The 21010-nt window shown below is 35.5% G+C and carries 20 protein-coding genes; 8 read left to right on the top strand and 12 right to left on the bottom strand.

Annotation, left to right across the window (positions count from 1 at the left end; translation table 11 throughout):
- Positions 1-2 precede the first annotated feature (2 nt).
- The 3 genes from T368_RS0105165 to T368_RS14870 all read left to right on the top strand — a co-directional run bounded on the left by T368_RS0105165 (position 3) and on the right by T368_RS14870 (position 2782).
- Positions 3-1583 (top strand): DNA methyltransferase, encoded by a 1581-nt coding sequence (locus T368_RS0105165; protein WP_004086630.1) that lies wholly within the window; start codon positions 3-5, stop codon positions 1581-1583.
- A gap of 96 nt (positions 1584-1679) precedes the next feature.
- Positions 1680-2327 (top strand): TdeIII family type II restriction endonuclease, encoded by a 648-nt coding sequence (locus tag T368_RS13320; protein ID WP_004086631.1) that lies wholly within the window; start codon positions 1680-1682, stop codon positions 2325-2327.
- Between the two features lie 26 nt (positions 2328-2353).
- Positions 2354-2782 carry a DNA methyltransferase gene (locus tag T368_RS14870; RefSeq protein WP_080628847.1) on the top strand — a complete coding sequence of 143 codons (429 nt, stop codon included), beginning with the start codon at positions 2354-2356 and terminating at the stop codon, positions 2780-2782.
- 197 nt (positions 2783-2979) lie between these two features.
- Here the strand turns inward: T368_RS14870 and T368_RS0105150 are convergent, their stop codons facing one another.
- The 8 genes from T368_RS0105150 to glyQ all read right to left on the bottom strand — a co-directional run bounded on the left by T368_RS0105150 (position 2980) and on the right by glyQ (position 11162).
- Positions 2980-4020, bottom strand: coding sequence for a methionyl-tRNA formyltransferase (locus T368_RS0105150; RefSeq protein ID WP_004086636.1), 1041 nt, complete (start codon positions 4018-4020; stop codon positions 2980-2982).
- A gap of 9 nt (positions 4021-4029) precedes the next feature.
- A complete protein-coding gene (locus T368_RS0105145; protein ID WP_004086638.1) occupies positions 4030-4881 on the bottom strand; it encodes a hypothetical protein in 852 nt (283 codons plus the stop codon).
- A gap of 76 nt (positions 4882-4957) precedes the next feature.
- Positions 4958-6259 (bottom strand): hemolysin family protein, encoded by a 1302-nt coding sequence (locus tag T368_RS0105140; RefSeq protein WP_004086640.1) that lies wholly within the window; start codon positions 6257-6259, stop codon positions 4958-4960.
- A 172-nt stretch (positions 6260-6431) separates the two neighbouring features.
- A complete protein-coding gene (locus T368_RS0105135; RefSeq protein ID WP_004086642.1) occupies positions 6432-7370 on the bottom strand; it encodes a hypothetical protein in 939 nt (312 codons plus the stop codon).
- A gap of 27 nt (positions 7371-7397) precedes the next feature.
- A complete protein-coding gene (locus T368_RS13315) occupies positions 7398-8735 on the bottom strand; it encodes a metallophosphoesterase family protein (protein ID WP_051591321.1) in 1338 nt (445 codons plus the stop codon).
- Positions 8736-8942: 207 nt separating this feature from the next.
- Positions 8943-9584, bottom strand: a complete 642-nt coding sequence (gene queC, locus T368_RS0105125; protein ID WP_004086648.1) for a 7-cyano-7-deazaguanine synthase QueC — start codon at positions 9582-9584, stop codon at positions 8943-8945.
- A 210-nt stretch (positions 9585-9794) separates the two neighbouring features.
- On the bottom strand, positions 9795-10223 hold the full coding sequence (gene dut, locus T368_RS0105120; protein WP_027338338.1) for a dUTP diphosphatase: 429 nt from the start codon (positions 10221-10223) through the stop codon (positions 9795-9797).
- Positions 10224-10262: 39 nt separating this feature from the next.
- The gene (glyQ, locus tag T368_RS0105115) at positions 10263-11162 is read right to left on the bottom strand and encodes a glycine--tRNA ligase subunit alpha (RefSeq protein ID WP_004086651.1); all 900 of its coding nucleotides are present in this window, start codon (positions 11160-11162) and stop codon (positions 10263-10265) included.
- 141 nt (positions 11163-11303) lie between these two features.
- Between glyQ and T368_RS14505 the strand changes: the two genes are divergently transcribed.
- The 3 genes from T368_RS14505 to T368_RS14860 all read left to right on the top strand — a co-directional run bounded on the left by T368_RS14505 (position 11304) and on the right by T368_RS14860 (position 14387).
- Positions 11304-12026, top strand: coding sequence for a tetratricopeptide repeat protein (locus T368_RS14505; RefSeq protein WP_004086652.1), 723 nt, complete (start codon positions 11304-11306; stop codon positions 12024-12026).
- A 235-nt stretch (positions 12027-12261) separates the two neighbouring features.
- Positions 12262-13590, top strand: a complete 1329-nt coding sequence (gene purB, locus T368_RS0105105; protein WP_004086654.1) for an adenylosuccinate lyase — start codon at positions 12262-12264, stop codon at positions 13588-13590.
- Between the two features lie 629 nt (positions 13591-14219).
- Positions 14220-14387, top strand: a complete 168-nt coding sequence (locus T368_RS14860) for a hypothetical protein (protein WP_004086655.1) — start codon at positions 14220-14222, stop codon at positions 14385-14387.
- Between the two features lie 407 nt (positions 14388-14794).
- On the opposite strand, the gene uppS is transcribed toward T368_RS14860, so the two are convergent.
- The 3 genes from uppS to T368_RS0105080 form a co-directional block, all read right to left on the bottom strand.
- Positions 14795-15463, bottom strand: coding sequence for a polyprenyl diphosphate synthase (gene uppS / locus T368_RS0105090; RefSeq protein ID WP_004086656.1), 669 nt, complete (start codon positions 15461-15463; stop codon positions 14795-14797).
- A gap of 28 nt (positions 15464-15491) precedes the next feature.
- A complete protein-coding gene (gene lptB, locus T368_RS0105085; RefSeq protein ID WP_004086657.1) occupies positions 15492-16214 on the bottom strand; it encodes an LPS export ABC transporter ATP-binding protein in 723 nt (240 codons plus the stop codon).
- Between the two features lie 124 nt (positions 16215-16338).
- On the bottom strand, positions 16339-18006 hold the full coding sequence (locus T368_RS0105080) for a lactate permease LctP family transporter (protein ID WP_004086658.1): 1668 nt from the start codon (positions 18004-18006) through the stop codon (positions 16339-16341).
- Between the two features lie 279 nt (positions 18007-18285).
- Here T368_RS0105080 and T368_RS0105075 point away from each other — a divergent pair, with 279 nt between their 5' ends.
- Positions 18286-19488 carry a class I SAM-dependent methyltransferase gene (locus tag T368_RS0105075; RefSeq protein ID WP_027338337.1) on the top strand — a complete coding sequence of 401 codons (1203 nt, stop codon included), beginning with the start codon at positions 18286-18288 and terminating at the stop codon, positions 19486-19488.
- Positions 19489-19972: 484 nt separating this feature from the next.
- On the opposite strand, the gene T368_RS0105070 is transcribed toward T368_RS0105075, so the two are convergent.
- Entirely contained in the window at positions 19973-20446 is a 474-nt protein-coding gene (locus tag T368_RS0105070) for an META domain-containing protein (protein WP_004086662.1), read from the bottom strand.
- A gap of 291 nt (positions 20447-20737) precedes the next feature.
- On the opposite strand from T368_RS0105070, the gene T368_RS13305 reads away from it, so the two are divergent.
- Positions 20738-21010, top strand: a 273-nt coding sequence (locus T368_RS13305; RefSeq protein ID WP_034595136.1) for a hypothetical protein, incomplete at its 3' end; no start/stop codon positions are given.

Raw genomic sequence — 21010 nt, 5'->3', positions numbered from 1 at the left:
GAATGACGCAAAGTGTAAATAATTTGAAGCAGTTTTTCACGCCAAAAGAAGCAAGTGTGTGGGCTAGTGCATATTTAAATAAAAGAGTAACAAACTCCAACATTTTGTATCTTATTAACTATGGAAAAGTGGCAAATTATGCGATAAATTCTAAGGAAAATTTGGTTAGCAAAGATGAGTTAAAAGCCTATTATGATACGCGCTACACGCAAGAAAGCCACAGCTACCCACTAGCTTTTGCAAACTATAAAGAGGCAGAGACAACTAAGCATATTCATAGACTTCACCCCTATAAAGGTAAATTTATCCCCCAGCTTGTGGAGTATTTTTTAGACTCTCATACTGATACACTGAAAACAGAATCTTATTTTAAAAAAGATGATATTGTGCTAGATATTTTTGCAGGAAGTGGCACGACTTTATGTGTGGCAAGTGAATTGGGAATGCACAGCATTGGGATTGATGTTTCTTGCTTTAATACTATGCTTGTTAATGCGAAGTTGGGGCGTTATGATAGTAATCTTTTAGAAAAAGAATGCCACAGGCTTATCCAAGCTTTAGAATCTTTTTATGAAAATAGTAATATAAAGGCTTTTGAAGAGACTTTAACTCAACATTTAAATGCGTTTAATGTAGAGTTTTTTCCTAAAGATTTTAAACGCAAAGTAGTGCTAAAAGAAATTGATGAAAAAGTCTATGGAGAAATAAAAGAAAGAGAATTTTTAAGCATTTATGACAAGCTAGTTAAGCAATTCAATATTGATTTAAATGTTAAAAATAATGGAAGTTTTTTAGATTTTTGGTATATAGAATCTATTAAGCAAGAACTTATTTTACTAAAAAATGAAATCACAAAAGCACCGAAAGATTTGCAAGAGATTCTAAACATTATTTTAAGCCGCACTGCACGAAGTTGTAGGGCTACAACACACGCCGATTTAGCCACCTTAAAAGAGCCTATGTTAAGAAGCTATTATTGCAAAAAGCACGGCAGAATTTGTAAGCCACTTTTTAGCTCTTTAAAATGGTTTAAAAGCTATGTAAAGGATACGCTAAAGAGAATCAAAGAGTTTGAGACTTTAAGAAGTGATTGTTTTGGTCTGTGTCTTAATGCAGACTCTTGTGATGTAGATATTGTAAATGAAACAAAAAAGCAAAATGCTATTTTTGCTAATCTCTTGCATTCACAAAAAATTGCTGGAATCTTTAGCTCTCCTCCTTATGTAGGGCTAATAGATTATCACGAGCAGCACGCTTATAGCTATGAACTATTGAATTTAGAGCGAAAGGATACTCTAGAAATAGGTGCGAAACTAAAGGGGCAAAGCAAAAATGCTAGAGAAAACTATACAAAAGCGATTGCAATGGCTTTAAAAAATGCAAAAAACTTTTTAAAACAAGACTACAATGTGTTTTTAGTAGCAAATGATAGATTTAATCTCTATCCAAGTATTGCGGAAATGGCAGGAATGCAGATTATTAAACGCTATGATAGACCTGTGCTAAATCGCAGTGAAAAAGACACAAATGCGTATAGCGAGAGCATTTTTCACTTAAAGGATAAAAATGAAACAAGCAATTAAAAATAGACTGATTCAAGCCCTAAGAAATAAGTTTGAGAATTATAAACCAGAAAGTAACTATATGCCCTTTCACACAAGGCTCTTAGGTAAAGTAGAATGGCTTTATATAGTTTTATACAAAGCCTTAATACAAATTTTGGCACAAGTATTTTTGAACCTGTTGCAGAAGAGCTGGGATTAAAGAAGTTTGATAGTATCAAGCGACAAGCAAGTGCAGGAGATACCATAACTAAAAAAGCTCAAAGAGTGATACAAGAGATTATGGATAATTTAGAAAGTGCAAATGCTAGACCAGATAAACAAAGTGAAATTGCTAGAATCCTAGAAGTAGCACAAAGTGGGCAAACAAGCACGATTAAACCTACAAAAGTGGATTTGTTTTTGCAAAAGGGCGATGATGTGTATTTGATTGATATTAAAACTGCTAAGCCAAACAAAGGCAGTTTTAAAGAGTTTAAACGCACACTTTTAACTTGGGTGGCGTGTTTTGGGCTATCTCACCCAAATCTTAAGTTTCAATCACTCGTAGCCATTCCTTACAATCCTTACGCACCAAAACCTTACGAGCGTTGGACGATGGCGGGAATGCTAGATTTAGAGTTTGAACTCAAAGTAGCAGACGAATTTTGGGACTTTCTAGGTGGGGTGGGAAGCTATGCTATGTTGTTGGAGGCATTTGAGGAAGTTGGAATTGAAATGCGAGAAGAGATTGATGAATATTTTAAGCGATTTAATAATGGATAAAGTGAATTGTTAAAAGAGCTTAACAGATTGCAAGAAGCAGGGTAATTGAATGGGGTAAAAATAAGAATCCACGCAAGAAAGTTTATATAGATGAATGCAAAGGCAAAAAGATACAAGATATTTGGGAGTTTAAAGACTCTCAAAATCCAGCCTATCCTACCGAGAAAAATAGAGCAATGCTAAGGCGTATTATTGCTATGTCGTCAAATACAGAATCTAAAGTTATGGATTGCTTTTGTGGTGGTGGGGGATTTTTACAAGAAGCCCTAAAATTAGGGAGAAAATTCATCGGCATTGATGAAAGCGTTGAAGCAATAAAACTTAATCAAAAATGGATAAAGAAAAGTGAAAATCATTTATTTAGCCGTAATATTGCTTTGATTGAGAAGTGTGTTTCAAACCATATAATTAATGAAGTGAAAGAAAATAATCATATGGAAAAGATAAGCACTTGAAAACTTCAAGAAATGATTAATTTGGAGTAAAATCCAATTGCCATTATTATAACTCAATAAATTTAAATATATTTTTTGGATAAATATTACTCTCATGGTTACCTGTTTGTAAAATTTTTTATTATGAAATTACAAGGGGATTTAAACAACAATAATGCTGGTTCTCACTATGTTTTAATACACCTAAAGACTCACAACTACTCAAACACCAAACTATCGCCAACCTTTAGATTTTGGGATTGCAAAAAGCTTGTCATTGTCATTTTTGATTTATTTTGTGGTGTTACAGATTCTATCCATAATGCACCATTTTCACATGCGATACATGCCATATTTTGTTTTATTGCTAGGATTGTGCCTTTTTGCTTAGCTACTTTATTTTGTATAGAATCTTTTGGGATAGAATCTTGTAGTTTAGAATCTCTTAAAGTAGGATCTTTCAAACTAGAATCTTGTAAAACAGAATCGCTTAACACAGAGTTATCTAACACATAATCTTGTATCATATTAATCTTTAAAACGCTATCTTTATACTTCGTCCATACCCCAATATGTCCTAATGCTAAGAAATGCAAGTAGCAAGTATAAGAGTCTATAAAATCTAAATAGCAATCATTTTTTGTAAGCTTTTTGCAATAGCTTGCAATGTCGTGGTTTTGTGGTGTAGTTTGCAATGTATTGTGCTTTATATCATTAAGCACTTTTTCTAGCAAAGAGATTCCATAAGGTGCTAATGTGTGAAAGACTTCTGCTACATTTTTCCTTGCGACTATGTCTTTTTCTATCTTTTGTATTGCAGCGATATTGCCACTATCAAGCCCCTCATTCATATAAATCACGCTTAAGCCAAAGTGTTTATAATCATTCATAATACTTGTTTGAATAGGACTTGCACCACGATAATGGGGCAGTAAAGACCCATGCAAGTTAAGGCAAATATAACGAGATACAATCTCTTTTTTTAGAATCTTGCCATAGGCTACTACAATGATGGCTTCAATCTTTTGCTTTGTGTCTATATTATGTAAAATTTCTATAATATCTATGCTTTTTTCAGGTTGAAAGCAAGGGATATTATTTGTTAAAGCACATTCTTTTACTTCTGGTGCTTTTAGAATCTTTTTTCTACCAAAGGGCTTGTCTGGCTGTGTTATCACAGATAAAATCGTGTGATTTTTCATAAGCCCTTCTAGAATCTCTTTAGCAAATAATGGTGTGCCTAAAAAAACAATATTCATAACTCCCCCTTATGATGCGATTTGTTCGCTCACAATCTCTTGATTATAAAGCCATTCACTACACCATGAAGCAATGCCTAACGCATAAAGTGTAAGCTGTGCGTTAAAAAACTCGCCACGAAGCATACTGCTACTGCATAGCACAAAATATAAAATGCTAAGAGAAAGTAAAATAATATTTGCATATTCATAGAATCCAAATAGCTTTTTATTGCGAAATAGCACATAAAGTAGTAATATATTTGCTATCACAAAACAAGTAAAATGGATATATTTACTCACTAAGGGTGAGAAATAGGGGTGATAGGCATTTGCACTCATAAATATGATGATAGTCGTTATACTTGGCTCTAAAATAAGCATGGATTTACCGATTCTATGCTCTATATTAATTTTTAGAGAAAGTGCCTTATAAGCTAAAGGCAAAATAATAAATAAAATCCAGCATGCAAATGAGATAAAAAACTCAAATGAAGTATAGTAAGACTGCCATGTCTGCATGATATTTTCTTCACTAAGTAGCAAGTCCATAGAATCTTTTTCAAAAATCTTTCCACTTAGCCAATACAATAATACACATACAATACATAACAAAATAAAAGCGGTAATGCTAACTATAAAAGGTGCCGTTTTGCCTAGAGTTTGCCTTTGTTTATACATGCGGATAGGCATGCTAAGAAGTGTTAAAAGCACAACGAAAAGCAGAATGCAAGAGAATATATCATATATGCGACCATCTTCTGCTAATAGAGTAAAAAGCTGTGAGAAAATAGGCATAAATTCTGCACTTAAAAGAGCTAACGCATTAAAAACAAAAAGAGCAAAAAATAGATAAGAATACACAATAGTATTAAATCGCAACAATATCTCCAAATAAATATTTTCATTATTGTAATAAGAAAAAGCTAACTCATAAGATATAGAATCTAAAGCCTTTTTAACCCAGAGTGATTTTTACCCTTTTTATACGAGTTTCTTCAATCTCTAAGACTTCATATTGACATTTTTCATCACTAATCATATCGCCAATATTTGGCATATCTCCAAAGAGTGTTAGCACATAGCCACCGATGGTAACTTGCATAAACTCCTCATCATACTCAAAGCCAAAGATACTCTCAACCTTTTCTAAATCTACCTTGCCATCAAACTCATAGGTTTTATCATCAAGCTTTTTGTAATCAGCATTCTCTTTAGTATCCATTACAATGCTACCCATGATTTCATGCATAATATCTTGTGAGGTGATCATACCCGCCGTGCCGCCGTATTCGTCAATTACAAGGGCGGTATCAACTTTCTTTTTATTCATCTTTAATAGAATCTGCGAGATTGAGGCACTCTCTGGGACAATCAGCATTTTTTTCGCAAAGGAATCAAAGCTAATAGGCTGATAATTATTCTTAATATTTGCCGCAAGCACATCGCGTATATGAATAACGCCTATCACATTATCTTTACTTCCATTACAATAAGGATAACGCGTATGATTTGGACCTGATATAATAGTCTCAATATTTTTTTCATAACTCAAAGTCTTATCAAGGCATATCATATCTTTTCTGGGTGTCATAATCTCTCTCGCAAGAGTATCGGAGAAATCAACCGCATTTTTGATAATCTCACCTTCAATAGAATCTAAAAATCCACCTTTTAAGCTTTCACCCACAATGATTTTTAGCTCTTCATCACTATGGGCTTCACTATGGGCTTGAACTTTTAATAGCTTTAAAAACATAGATGAAGCAAAGTCAAAGAATTTAATCACTGGGAAAAAGATAAGCCAAAAAAGATAAAGCGGACGAGCAATCGCTAAAAAGGCTGTCTCACTTTTAGCAATAGCAATGGATTTTGGGACAATCTCACCTAAAATCACATGAAGAAGCGTTACTAAACTAAATGATATAAGCAAACTAATGGTATCTAAAAGCTGCGTATGGACTTGAAAAATCGCATTCATACTATATAGAATCAAAGCGGTGATATGATTCCCCACCCAACCTAGTGCAAGTGAGCTTAGCGTAATGCCAAGTTGAGTAGCGGAGAGATAGCTATCAAGGGAATTAGACATTTTAAGGGCTAGTCTTGCGACTTGATTATTTTGCTTTACAAGCTCTTCTAAGCGAGACTTCCTAACTTTTACCATAGCGAATTCGGATAACACAAAAAAAGCATTTAAAAGAATAAGAATAAATGCCAATAAAACCATACCAATCGAGTGATAACTATCCGTATCCAAAATAACTCCTTGTTACATACAGAATCTTTATGCTAAAACACAGAGTGCAAAAAGGATTCCATAAACATAAAGCAATATTCTAGCATGTTAATCTTAAAATGTGCTAAAACGCACTTTGATATACTTTACTTAAGATTGAAGTATTCATGTTGTAGAATCTCCAAACGCATTGCTAAAATACTTTAAAGCGTAACCCACATTCTGCAAATATCGTAAAATCATGCTGAAAATATCTATCGCTAAGCCATGTCCCAACTTTTAAGGCAGCAAATGGCGTGAGTTTTTTATACTGCTTTAGTGGATTATGATAGATTCCTATCGCAAAGATTCCATGTCGCCATATACCTTTATATGAGCCTATCTGCTCTATCACTCCATCAACACCAAAGCGTATGCCAAGACTTGTGATACTATAAAGCAGCATTATATCATGGGCTACATGCACATCGCTTGGTCTTACTACAACATTATCTGTGGAATAGTATAAAAATGTATTAGGACTTACATCAAGGGCTTTATATATAGTAATAAAAGGGCGATACACAAATACTAAAAAGTCATCTTTTATCGGCAGACCGAGTGTAAGATAGGGGACGATTTGAAAAAGCAGGGTATTGCCACCTGTGCGTATGACTTCTTTTGTGCTTTTTGGTCCGCCTGTAACTGCATGTGCGTAGTCTCTTTGAGATTCTATAAGCACGGGTTTGCCAAGCTCACTCCATGCCCCTTCATAAGTTACATTAAACACAATCCCAAAAAAGCTAAAAGGCTGAAAAACTACAAAAGCCCCAAGTCTTCCATAACTTGTAAAAGTCGCCTCAATCCCGCTATTTATCTCAGCACTCCCAAAAAATAGCGGATGTTTATCTCTAAATAATGCTTGTTTATAGTAGAATTGACTTGTGTAACTTACACCTAAATAGTTGTATTTAAATCCGCCCTTATTTGTGAAATACCAGCCTGTCTCATCGCTTAAATCTGTGATTCTAGATTCTAATTTTTGTGCTACATTATCTCGCAAATGTTTTTCTAAATTCTCACTCTCTTTTGTAGTATCTGCAAAGCCCATAACAAAGCATAAGCATATAATACTTTTTTGAAATCTTTTCATAGCATATTCCTATATGTTAAAACATAATTATTTAAATTCCAAAACAATATTATTATCTTGCGGTTTTAAATCATGCCAAATATTTATAATCAAATCTCTCTTTTTATGTAGCACGAGTTTGCCAAACATGCCTAACTCTTTAGAATCTGGGATAAGTTTTTGATCTTTTTGTGGCATCTCATCACCCATGTAATGAGCGATAAAGGCACTGCTGATATAAGGTGCTAATATATTTTGATCTTTTTTGCTTACAAAAAATTTATCCATAACTGCCTTGCCAAGCACTTCAAAGCCATTTTTTGTATATTCTGTGGCAAATGTTTGAAAGTCTTGCACACTTGGAATCTCTTTTACAATAGAAGTTGTGATAAAAGCCTTATTATCCTTTAGCGTTACAAAGCGATAGGGCGAGGGTGCGGATACAAGTGAGCCTGTCTCAATATCATATAGCACCTTGCCATTAAACTCTTGCATACTTATATCATTCGCATGAAAATGTCCCGTGAAAACCATGCGGACATTATAGAAAGCAAACATTTTTGCTATCGCTTGAAAATTTTCTATCAAATATTCGGGGTAAAAGGTCGCATTACCTGTATAATGCTCTAATATTCCGTGATGAAAAAAGGCAATGACTGCTTTTCCTTGTCTGTTTGCCTCAATTAAATTTGCTTCAATCCATTGCAGCGTTTGCGGATAGAATTTCCCATCTACAATAGGATCTTTTTTCATGCTATTTTCAGGGAATCTCGTGCTATCAAGCCCAAAAATCCATAAACCCTCCACTGGCTCTATAATATAGCTTAGAGAATCTGGATCTTTTTTTATCGCTTGATTGTAGCCAAAATCCGCATAGATTCTAGCAAAGTCTTCTTTTTGAGCGGACTTTACTTGCTTTGTTGTAGCACCATGAAAGCTTCTTGCATGTGAGTTATTTACATCATGATTGCCCGGGACTACATAGGTTTGAATGCCTTGTGCTTTTAAGTCGTATAAACGCTTTTGTAATATTTCATGTGAGCTTATCTCGCCATCTTTTGTTAAATCCCCTGAAATTAGCACAAATTGTGGCTTTTTTGAGGCAATATCACTTAGGGCAGATTCTAGAATCTCTACACTTTGGACTAGCATTTTTCTATCATTATTAAGATATTCTTTGAAAGCCTCGCCATCTACTCCAAGATTTGTATCATAGATATGCGTATCGCTTAATACCGCAAAATAGGCTTGTGGATATGCAGGGGTTGCCTTTTCTTCTATGCTGCTTTTAAGTGTAGAATCACTCTCATAAGAAAAAGTCGGCAAGGTAGAAGAACACGCACAAAATATAATATTTACACATAGGATTAAAAGAAGTTTTTGCATAATACACCTTTCATATAAATTAATGTAGTGTATTCTATCGCTGTAAAATTATTATAAAATGGCTGTAAAAATCATCTCTTAAAGATTTAAAATATTATTTGTGTGATTGTAATATTGATATTGCGTTTAGATTCTATAAGTAGATATTAGACTAGATTCTATGGGTGAAATATCTCTATGATTATGCTAGATTCTATAAAAACAAAGCTATCTCTCTATAACAATGCCATTTGCTAAAAAACTCTCATTAGATTCTATACAAGTAGGACATGTATTGCAATGCTTCTCACCACCCCTGTAACAGCTATATGTCTTTGTATAATCAACACCCAAACTTAAACCAAGCTTTACTATCTCTTTTTTATCCCAATTACAAAATGGACTACAAAGCTTAACTGCACCACCACTTCCCTGCATAATACTCTCATTCATAGAATCTATAAAAGTCTTCGTGCAGTCTGGATAGAGTGGATGATCTCCTGCATGATTTGCTAATACAATCTCTTTATAGCCAAGAGATTCTGCAAGTCCAGCTGCAACACTAAGAAAGATCCCATTTCTAAAAGGCACAACAAGTTTTGCCATAGATTCCAGATTATAAGAATCTTGTGGAATGCTCTCACTACTATTTTGCAGCAAGGCACTCTTAAAGCCTATAAATACGCTACTCATATCTAAAAGTGTGTAAGAGATATTTTCATCTTTACATATCCGCACAGCAGAATCTATCTCTCTTTTATTATGCAAACTTGGATATTTAAAGATTAAGGCATGTGTAGCACACTCTTTTTTACTCCAAAATAATGCTGTGGTACTATCTACTCCACCGCTAAATAATACTAATCGCATGTTTTTATCCTGTAATATTCTGTATTTTTAGATTCTATCTAGATTCTATAAAAATTCGCCCTTGTCTATACAATTTGGGCGATTGGCTGAATTGTGATGGATAGTCATATCGCTTAGAAACTCATACCATCACAATTCAGCCAAAGCCACAGAACAACTGCTAGAATTTGTAGTTTTGTTTGCGTGCTCTGTTGGTGTGGACTCTAAAACCTACACACCTGTGCTACCAAAGCCATTTGTATTTCTCTCTGTTTCATTCACTTCTGCTACTTCGATGATATTTACTTGTGGCAAGGCACTTACTACACCTTGTGCGATTCTATCCCCAGCATTTATAACAAAATCTTGTGTGCTAAAGTTTGCTAGAATGATTTGCAACTCCCCCCTATAATCGCTATCAATAGTCCCAGGGGAATTTAGCACCATAATCTTATGCTTTAAGGCTAAACCACTTCTACTTCTCACCTGTATCTCATAGCCTTTATCTATTTGCATACAAAGCCCTGTGCGAATTAATGCATGGCTATTAGCCTTTAACAAACAAGATTCTAAAGCATGAAAGTCAAATCCAGCGGACTCAGCCGTTGCAAACTGCGGTATTATCGCATTTTCATGTAGCTTTTTAAATTGCAGGGTAATGGCATGTTTTGTTTGCATTCTTAAATCCTAGTATAAATTTTATTTGCTTTTTACAGATTCTATGCGGTTTAGTCGCTCTTCTTCTTGCTCTTTATACAGCGTAGCACAGCCTTTTGCAAGCTCTCTTATCTTTAGAATGTATTCTTGTCTTTGTGCGACAGAGATAGCCTTCCTTGCATCAAGCACATTGAAAAAATGGCTTGATAGCATAGTATAGTCATAGGCTGGTAATGGCAACTTTGCAAGTAGGCAATTCCTTGCTTCATTCTGTGCGTTTTCAAAGCTTGTAAATAAAAATGCAGTATCTGCCACCTCAAAATTATATTTTGAAAACTCATATTCACCTTGCAAATGCACATCAGCATACTTCATACTCTCATTCCATGCAATATCAAATACAGATTCTACCCCCTGTATATACATAGCAAGTCGTTCAACCCCATAGGTAATCTCCACACTCACACTTTCACATGGGATACCGCCTACTTGCTGAAAATAGGTAAATTGCGTTACCTCCATACCATCAAGCCACACTTCCCAGCCAAGCCCCCATGCCCCAAGTGTTGGCGACTCCCAGTTATCCTCTACAAAGCGAATATCATGTGCGTTTGTATCTAGCCCTAAAGATTCTAAACTCTGTAAATATAGCTCTTGTATATTATCTGGTGAGGGTTTAATTAAAACTTGAAATTGATAATAGCTTCCAAGTCGATTTGGATTCTCCCCATAGCGACCATCAGTTGGTCTGCGAGATGGTGCGACATAGGCGGTAGCCCATGGCGTCTTATCAAGACTTCTTAGCAATGTCGCAGGGTGAAAAGTCCCAGCCCCAGCGGGTATATCATAGGGTTGTAAAATCGCACAGCCCTTTGTGTTATTAAAAGTAGCATTCGCCCAAAATGTTTGTAGCTTTAATAGAATCTCTGAAAATGTCAGCATAAAAATCCCTGTTAAAAAATATCGCTTAAAAAAGTGTAGCATAGCAAAAGATTATGAAGTTTTAATGCTTTGTGTATTGAAAATATCGTGCGAGATTATAGAGTGTGTTATAATTCTAAAGGTAAGGGATAAAGGAAAACTATGCGATTATACATTCTATTTTTTATGCTTTTTTATCTATGCTATGCAAAAGATTCTAAAAATGAGTTAAGTGAGAGTGAGAGAAAAAATGCCATTGTAGCTTGTGCGAACTCGCATTTAGAATCTTGTGAAAAGCTTTTAAATGATAATCTACCAGATATACGCACTTGCAATGTCCGCACGGAATGTGAATTTAGCGGGTGGCTCTACATTCAAGTGCAAGAATACACGCAATCACTCCCCTATCTCAAAAAAGCATGTGATAATAATCATAAAGAAGGTTGCGATAAACTAGGCTTTAGCTATCAGCGACTAAATAATTATAGAAAAGCAAAAAAATACTATAAAATCGCTTGTAATAAGGGCAGTATGAGTGGCTGCTATAATCTTGCTATGCTTTATTATGATGGTTTAGGTGTGAGACATAGTTATGAAATGGCAAATACACTTTTTGAAAAAATCTGTGATAACAGAGAGGGGCTTGGCTGTCTGCAACTTGGCATAGCCTATAAAGAGGGCTTAGGCGTGATACAAAATCAAGATAAGGCAAAAATGTATTTTGAAAAAGGGTGTTCTTTGAGTAATAATGAATCTTGCAATTTCCTTGATGAGTATAAAGGTGATATGCAGGAAGATTTACAAAATGATTTAAATGAAGCACAAGAAATACCAGATTCACTAGATTTACAAGAAAAGAAAGACTTGCAGGATATGCGACAATAGGAAGAAGTTAAGGGTGAGTGAATATGTAGAAACTAAACATATTTAGTTATACTTAAATAATAATAGAATCTTATTTTTGATTCTATGCCTTACTATATAATGATATGGAATCAAACAAGCAACACATAGAATCTGCTTCCCGAAAAACAAACAGATTCTAAAAAGCATAATTTAAATGATACTAAAAACTTTTTGCTACACTTCTAGGTTTATAAACACAACTTAAGGAAATGATATGGTAGAACGATACGCAAGAGAAGAGATGAAAAAACTTTGGGATATGAATGCGAAGTATTCTGCTTGGCTAGAAGTAGAAAAGGCATTAGTGCGTGGCTGGAATAAGCTAGGGCTAATCCCTGATAGCGATTGTGAAAAGATATGTAAAAACGCGAAATTTGACATCGCTAGGATTGATGAGATTGAGTCTGTTACTAAGCACGATTTAATCGCCTTTACCACTTCTGTGGCGGAGAGCTTGGGAGAGGAGAGCCGATGGGTGCATTATGGGATCACTTCTAGTGATTGCATAGATACCGCTGTGGCACTGCAAATGCGAGATAGCTTAAAGATTATTTTAGATGATATTAAACAAGTGAGAGAGGCGATAAAGACAAGGGCTTATCAGCATAAAGACACGCTAATGGTGGGGCGAAGCCACGGGATCCACGGAGAGCCTATCACCTTTGGACTCGTTTTGGCGATATGGTATGATGAGCTAGGGCGGCATTTAAAGGCATTGGAATCTACGCTTGAAGTCATCTCTGTGGGGCAGCTAAGTGGGGCAATGGGGAATCTCGCCCACACGCCTATGGAGTTAGAAGAACTCGTTTGCAAAGAGCTTGGACTTAAACCCGCCCCCGTGAGTAATCAAGTGATACAGAGGGATAGATACGCTAGGCTTATGAGTGATTTAGCCCTTTTGGCGAGTAGTTGTGAGAAAATCGCTGTTGGAGTGCGACATCTGCAACGCACAGAAGTCTATGAGGCTGAAGAGTATTTTGAATCTGGGCAAAAGGGAAGCTCTGCTATGCCACATAAGCGAAACCCGGTTTTAAGCGAAAACATCACAGGACTTTGTAGAATAATCCGCGCTTATGCAATGCCCGCAATGGAGAATGTCGCACTATGGCACGAGCGAGACATCAGCCATAGTAGCGTGGAGCGATTTATCTTGCCAGATAGCTTTATCACCACGGATTTTATGCTAATGCGTTTAAAAGGGCTGCTTGAAAAGCTAGTGGTGTATCCTAAAAATATGATGAAAAACCTAAACCTTACAGGTGGGCTTGTATTCTCACAGCGAATCTTGCTAGAGCTACCTAAAAAAGGCGTATCCCGCGAAGATGCCTATAAAATCGTGCAAAGAAATGCGATGAAGGTTTGGGGCGATTTGCAAAATGGTGAGAGTGCATTAAACGATAAGGGCGAATCGCTTTACTTGCAATATTTACTTGCTGATAGTGAGCTTGTGGGACTTATCGGGGAAGAGGCAATCCGCGAATGTTTTGAGTTTAGCTACTACACAAAAAATGTGGATTCTATCTTTCAAAGGGTGTTTGGATAGAGACTAAGAAAAAGGATAAAAATGCAAGTGGTTTTAGAGCTTTTTGTTGGAAAAACGGGAATACAGCATATAGTCGTTTAAAAGATTTTTTGCTATATAAAAAGCGATTTTATATTTTATTTTACAATTGTAGAGCATATGCACCATAAAAAAGCCCTACACTTATAAGGCTTTGTGAGTATTGATACTTTTTTGCATTAGTTTTTGAACGGTGGAGAGAGTTATTTTTTTATAGATTGCTAGGTTAATATCAACATTCGAAATAGCAGTTTTTATCCAATAAAGTTTCACAAATTAGCCTTTCTTATATAGTGTGTCAAATCGCAATAAACCAAATGTTATAATCCTTTGCTCACCAAAGGATATATTCTCTGTTTAAAGTTCTCAATAATTCCTTTTTAGTTCAACCAAGAAAAATTGTTTTGCTAAAAAATATCCCTATGAATCTTATATTTTCATTGCATTCAGCATAACAACTAATAGAATCTAGACATTTGTTAATAAGCTAATAAATACGCGATAATATTGGATATATTTATCGTATTTATATTTTTGCTTGACTTGTTTTTTTTTTTTGTAGAATGCCGACATGCCAGATTTGGCAGATTTTTTTAATTAAGGAGTCTATTATGACAATTAGAGATGCGGCACATGCAAGAGAGTTAGCACAAAAGGCAAAAGCATTGAAAGCTACACATAATCAAGCAGATAAGGCAGAGTTTGAGAAAATTAAGACTGCACTGCTTAGTCAAGGATATGGCGCTCTTGTGCGTGAATATGGTATTGAGAGTTGGTGATATAAGACTATGCAAGATAAATAGCTCTTATTTAGCATTATAGTCTTTTAGGCGGGGAAACATGCCTACTAGACCTAAACAACATGCTTATCATGCTAAATGTTGCACTTGGGTAGTGTGATAGGAAGTTTCAGACCTCCTTTAGAAGTAGAACTTTTCTTAGGAAAAGTCAAACACCCTGAAAGAAAGAATCAAGGTGCGATTTATCTCGCCTTGATTCTTTTGTATCCTATGATATACTAAATACGACATACTGATGAAATCTAGAATCTAGCCACTTTAAAATCTTTTATTTCATTCATAGAATTTATGATATTCATATAATCTTAATCATAAAGAGAAGTCATATAGCAAGAAAATTAATATAGCTATCCCCCTTTTATCTCTGATTTAATCTGTTAAATTATTCACTTACCAAAAGTTCTCTCTCTTTGTTTAAAGTCATCAATAATTCTTTTGCATTCCTTTTTAGTTAAACCCGGAAAAAGTGTTTTGCTGAAAAATATCTCTGCATACGCACATTGCCATAATAAAAAGTTTGAGATTCTTGAAGCACTGCCAACACGGAGTAATAAATCCACATCTTCGCTAATATCAAGGTTTGCACTGATATTTTCTTCTGTAATCTCTAACTTCTTATCCACCACTCTTTTAACCGCACGCACAATCTCATCTTTTGCCCCATAAGATATAGCGACATTCACACATAAGGTTTTGCAGTGTCTTGTTTGCTCTTCAAAGTCTGCAATATCTTTGCGTAAATCTTGGCTAAGTTTGTCTAGCTGTCCAATCGCTCTAAATCTCACATCATTACTTAAGAATCTCTCAAGGCTTTCATCGAGATATTTTTTCAATAGCTTAAAAAGATAGTCAATCTCTTCTTGTGGTCGCTGCCAATTCTCTGTGCTAAAAGCAAAAAGTGTTAAGTGTTTAATGCCCTCTTCAATGCAGACTTCAATCACTTTTTGTATCGTATTTGCCCCATGCAAATAGCCTATTTTCTCTAAGATTCCATTCTTTCTAGCCCATCGTCTATTGCCATCCATAACGACTGCCAAATGTCTTAATTCATTCATCTTTTTCCTTTTATTAATTATAGAATCTTTATGCTTTAAAATTTTCGCCTAAATAGTATTTTCTAACCAAAGGATTCTCATAAATCTCTTCGGCCTTGCCACTTGCAAATAACGCACCGCTTTTAATCACATAAGCACGATGGCATACACCAAGTGTCTCGCGGACATTATGATCAGTGATTAATACGCCAATATCCATTTCCACTAAAGTTTGTATAATCTTTTGAATGTCAAGCACAGCGATAGGATCTACACCAGCAAATGGCTCATCAAGCAAAATAAACTTAGGATTCTTAATCAAAGCCCTGGCAATCTCTACGCGTCTTCTCTCGCCACCACTAAGGCTTACGCCCTTTCTATCCCTGATTGTTTCAATATTAAAGGCTTCTAGCATGACTTCAATGCGATTTTCTTGCTCTTTTTTGCTTTTAAAGGCACTTTGAGCGGCTAATAAAAGATTATCTTCTACACTTAAATCCTTAAAAATGCTAGATTCTTGTGGCAAATAGCCAATGCCTAAATGACTTCTCTCATGTAGGGGCTTTGCAGAAATATCATTATTATCTAAAAACACCTTGCCACCACTTGGCTCAAGCAAGCCGCAAATCATATAAAAAGTCGTTGTTTTACCCGCACCATTTGGACCAAGCAAACCAACGACCTCACCGCTATGCACTTCAAGTGTAATGCTTTCTACAATTCTTGTTTTTTTGATAGATTTACTTAGATTTTCTGCTTTTAATACACTCATGTAGTTTCTTTGCTATGTATTTTTTGAAATGATACCTTATATTTCAAAAAATACTGCTTTTTTAGAATCTTTTGCTTGCTTTTTACAAAGACTATATAAAGTCTAAGCGTAAAATACAAGGGATTTAGCCGACAATAATGCCCGGTATTATATATGCAATAATCGCAGTCCAAATACCAATGAATACAACAAAGCCAAGAGAATATTTAAGGGTGAATCTAAAGAGTTCAGATTCCCTACCTACAAGACCTACCGCAGCACATGCGATAGCTATGCTTTGTGGGCTTATCATCTTACCTACGACACCGCCAACCGTATTTGCTGCCATGAAAAGCACTTCAGGCATATCAAGGGCTTTAGCAGTAACTTGCTGCAATGGACCAAAGAGTAGATTAGAGCTTGTATCACTACCGGTTAAGAATACCCCTACCCAACCAATAAAAGGTGAGAAGAATGGGAAGAGTGAGCCAGTGTGAGCTAGGGCTAATCCCATTGTAGCGGCTTGACCGCTATTTTTAGAGATGATAGCAAAGGCTAATACAAGTCCAATGGTAAGCACTGGGATAGACATTTCTTTAATAGTCTCACTTGCAGATTCTATAACTTGTGTCGCATTCGCACGAAGCACGATAATGCTAAGTAATGCAGCAAGTAAGATTGCAGTGCCCGGATTCTGGATAATAAGCCATTTCCAATCTGCCCCAAGTGCTGTTGGGTTTGCAACAATAGGAGTTTGCTGTATAATAAGCTGATCAAGACCGGGTATAGTCCATACAATATTTGTGCTAGCTAGTGCATTTCCGGGTTTAAATAAATCTGCAAAAAATGGCATTTGCCACAAGCCGATTGTAAGAACCAAAAGGATAAAAGGCATCCACGCAAGAATTATTTGCGAGAGTGGATACTGCTTTGCGACAATGCTAGATTCTGTGTTATTTTCAGCTCTTTCAATATTTGCTGGTTGCCAAAACTTTAAGAATACAGAAGTAACCCCAATCGCCGCAATAGCAGAGATAATATCAGGCAATTCTGGTCCTAAGTGATTAGAACTCCAATACTGCACACCTGCAAAAGTTACTGCCGCTACAAAAACTGCTGGAAAAGTCTCTTTCACCCCCTTAAATCCACTCATAAGAAATACAATGAAAAATGGCACAAAAAGCGTTAAAGGTGGAAGCATTCTCCCCACCATAGCCGCAATATCACCTGCATCAAGTCCTACTGCCTTTGCAAGTGCAGTGATTGGAATCCCAACCGCCCCAAAGGCAACTGGTGCAGTATTTGCAATCATACATAAACCTGCCGCATATAAAGGACGAAGCCCTAAGCCAACAAGTAATGCCGCAGTAATAGCCACAGGACCACCAAAGCCAATAGCACCCTCTAAAAACGCACCAAAGCAAAATGCGATTAAAATAACTTGCAATCTTTGGTCTGGTGTAACAGCGATTACGCTCTCTTTTAGAATCTCAAAATAGCCAGTCTTCACAGCGATTTTATACAAAAATATCGCAGCGATAATAATCCACGCAATAGGCCAAAGCCCCATCAAAAACCCTTGCACGAAACTCATAGCCACCATATTTAAAGGCATACCATACACAGCAAAGGCAATAATCGCACTAAGCCCAACGGTAAGACTTGCAGCAAGCCAACCCTTTAACTTAAACCATACAAGACATGCCAAAAACAATAAAATAGGTAACAATGCTACAAAACCACTTAGCCAAATATTATCAGCAACTGGCGTGTAGTTTTGTATCCATTGTCCTGCTTCAACCACTTCATTCATAACTAGTCCTTCAATCTAAAATTGCAAACTTTTATGAGTATAAACAAAAAAATAAACTTTTAAACAAAAATGTTACGAAAAATCCATACAATAAACAAAAATAGAAAAAAAGTAATGTTTGTGCTGTGTTTTGAAGTATTGTTATAATGTTTTTATCGGATTCCACTTTAAGCCCAAGCGATAAAATAAGTCATTTATACAAACCGCACAAAGTATAACTATAATGCTTGGCAGTATTGTGTAGTGTATATGCAATCGATTTCAATACAAGGAAATAACATGAAATGTCCAATGTGTTTCAAAAATTCTCAATTTCAACCTATTTTTAGCCATCACAATACTTTTGTGTCATGTGGCAGATTAGATTCAGTCGCCACAGATTGCACGAACGATGATTATGCATGTGGTAAGGCTAAGATGGATTTAGTGCAATGCTTTGAATGCGGCTTTGTCTTTAACGCAAGTTTTGATAGGGAATCTATGTGGAAAGAGTATCAAAAAAGTGGCTATATGTCGAGAAAAATTGTTTCAACTTCTATGAATACTTCTATACAGAATATTAAAAATGCCATTATATCGCATTGTGCCGCTATTAATGGTGCTACTACTATGGGGGGGGGGGGGGTAAATCTCATTGAGATAGCCCCCGGAAGTGGCGATTTAGCCATGGAGCTTGCAAAATATTGTGAATTTTTATACACCATTGACCCATCTCTTGTATCCCTTGAGTTTGCAAAAACTACAAATCACTTACACATACAAGATTTTTTTAATTTAGCTTCTATGCAAAAACACATTAAGCACGAAATTCACTGCATTGTCTTTAGACATTTGCTAGAACACATTGATACACCACGAGAGTTTTTAGAAGATGTGGTAAAGCTAATCGCACAAGATGGTATCATCTATGTAGAAGTGCCTAATATAAGAGAGTTTTTTGAAAATGCAAGATTCTATGAAATCTTTCATGATCATTGCGGATATTATCAACAATCTACATTGATTAATATTTTTAATGCAATGGGGTGTGAGCATATCGACACGCTTATGCTTTATAGAAATCAGCATTTAGGACTATTTTTTAAGAAGAAAGCACCACAAAATGTAAAAGACTACACACCAGCCATGCTACCCAAAAATACATATACGATAATGCAAAATGCGATACAAAAGCTTAATATCGCAATCTCGAAGTATAAACGCATAGCATTATATGGAGCTGGTGCGCATGGAAATTCTTTATTAAGTTTTCTTACTTTAGAGAATAGAGTAAAAATTGTATGCTGTTATGACCTAGATACAAGAAAACATGGCAAATATCTACAAAACTCCAAGATAGTTGTAGCAAAGCCATGCAAGGAAACTTATGAAGATATTGAGTGTATTATACTTGCCGCCCCACTCTATGAAGAAGAGATTGTGCAATATTTACAAAAAGATGGATTTAGTGGAGAAATTCTAAAAAGTCTCAATTGCCGCTAATGATAAGTAATATGTGAGATTAGTGTTCTATGAATCTTTTTGTATTTTTTGAGTGATTTGCAATGCTTATGATAAAAAATAATTAAATCCATGCACTCGCAAATCTGTAGTTACACTTAAGTAGGCTAGGATTTAGGGTGTAAAAATAGAGTTTCTAGATTCTGTGCTGAATTTGGGTGGGCTGCGGGGTTTGGGGCGTAATTTTTAGAATCTAGATTCCCAACCACTTGGGCGGGTGCAGGGCTTTGGTGTGCAAGATGTATAGAATCTAGAATCCATGAAACATGTATAGTAAATTATTTGCAATTATGATATATCGCATTTGATACATGTGATGGCAATGGAGGTTTAAAACATGGTGTTTCTAAATTTTGCATAATGACTTCCTTTATTACCTAGCTAAGTTTAATAATACAACATTATCACATTTAAAAAGCATTGTAAATATGTGTCAGAAAGCCATAAGATTATTATATACGAATGCCTATTTCACAAGATAGATTTTCACATTATCACGCACAAACGTAATGCCCTCAAAGTTTTTCTCAATCATAAATGTGCCATTTAATAAACGCAAGAAAGAATCTTCAAAACGCATAACTTCTTCTGGATGACACATTTTTCTCGTGCTTGCACCTTCACTAATTGTAATTTGCTGCTTATTTGCAGAGAGAGTGTAGGGCGACATAAAGTTATTACAACCTGCGATACCTGCTATTTGATTGCTACTAATCTGCATAGATACACCCTCTGCCTGCTCTGGCACACGAGTAAATGCACCATCTATTTCAATAAGACTCACACGCCAATCGCCTATAAGATTCACTACTACGCCACCTTTTTGCCCTATACTTTGTGTATTCATATGCATCATATCTCCATTTGCTAATAGTGTTATAGGCACACATAAGCCTGCTATCAACGCTGTCTTTGCCATTAGTTTTGTGCTAGTTTTCATATGGTCTCCTTACTTGCAGTTTATCATTCTGCGTAAAATAAAGCCATGATTATAGCAAAAAACTAAGTATTTATTTGGTATTTATTGGGTTTTATTGAAAATAATGTGTTCTAGGATTAGTGCATATTGCTTTTTATTATTGTGTGTATAGTGTTTTAAATACTTAATGCTTAATAGCAAAAAACGCAACTTAGATTCTTACAAAATCCCAAAAACACAATTAACACAAAACTTTATGCTATAATACCCCACACTTCACAAAAAACCACAAATTAACACAAAAGGATACACATGGGATTACGAAAACTTATAAGAAAAACTTCTTGGTATAAAAACTATCAAGCAAGGAAAGAATCAAAAATGAGTGATGAAGAATACTTCATATACAGACATAAAAAAATCTTTGGCTATACACCAGACTTTAAAAATCCACAAACCTTTAATGAAAAAATCATTCATAGAATCTTATTTGCAGAAAATTTGTTTGATAGGAATCCAATATACACAGCCCTAGCAGATAAACTCAAAGCTAGAATCTATATAGCAACAATATTAAAAGACTTT

The organism is Helicobacter bilis ATCC 51630 (genome assembly GCF_000686565.1).
In the GTDB taxonomy this organism is placed as follows: domain Bacteria; phylum Campylobacterota; class Campylobacteria; order Campylobacterales; family Helicobacteraceae; genus Helicobacter_A; species Helicobacter_A bilis.
This window is presented reverse-complemented; position numbering and strand designations above follow the sequence as displayed.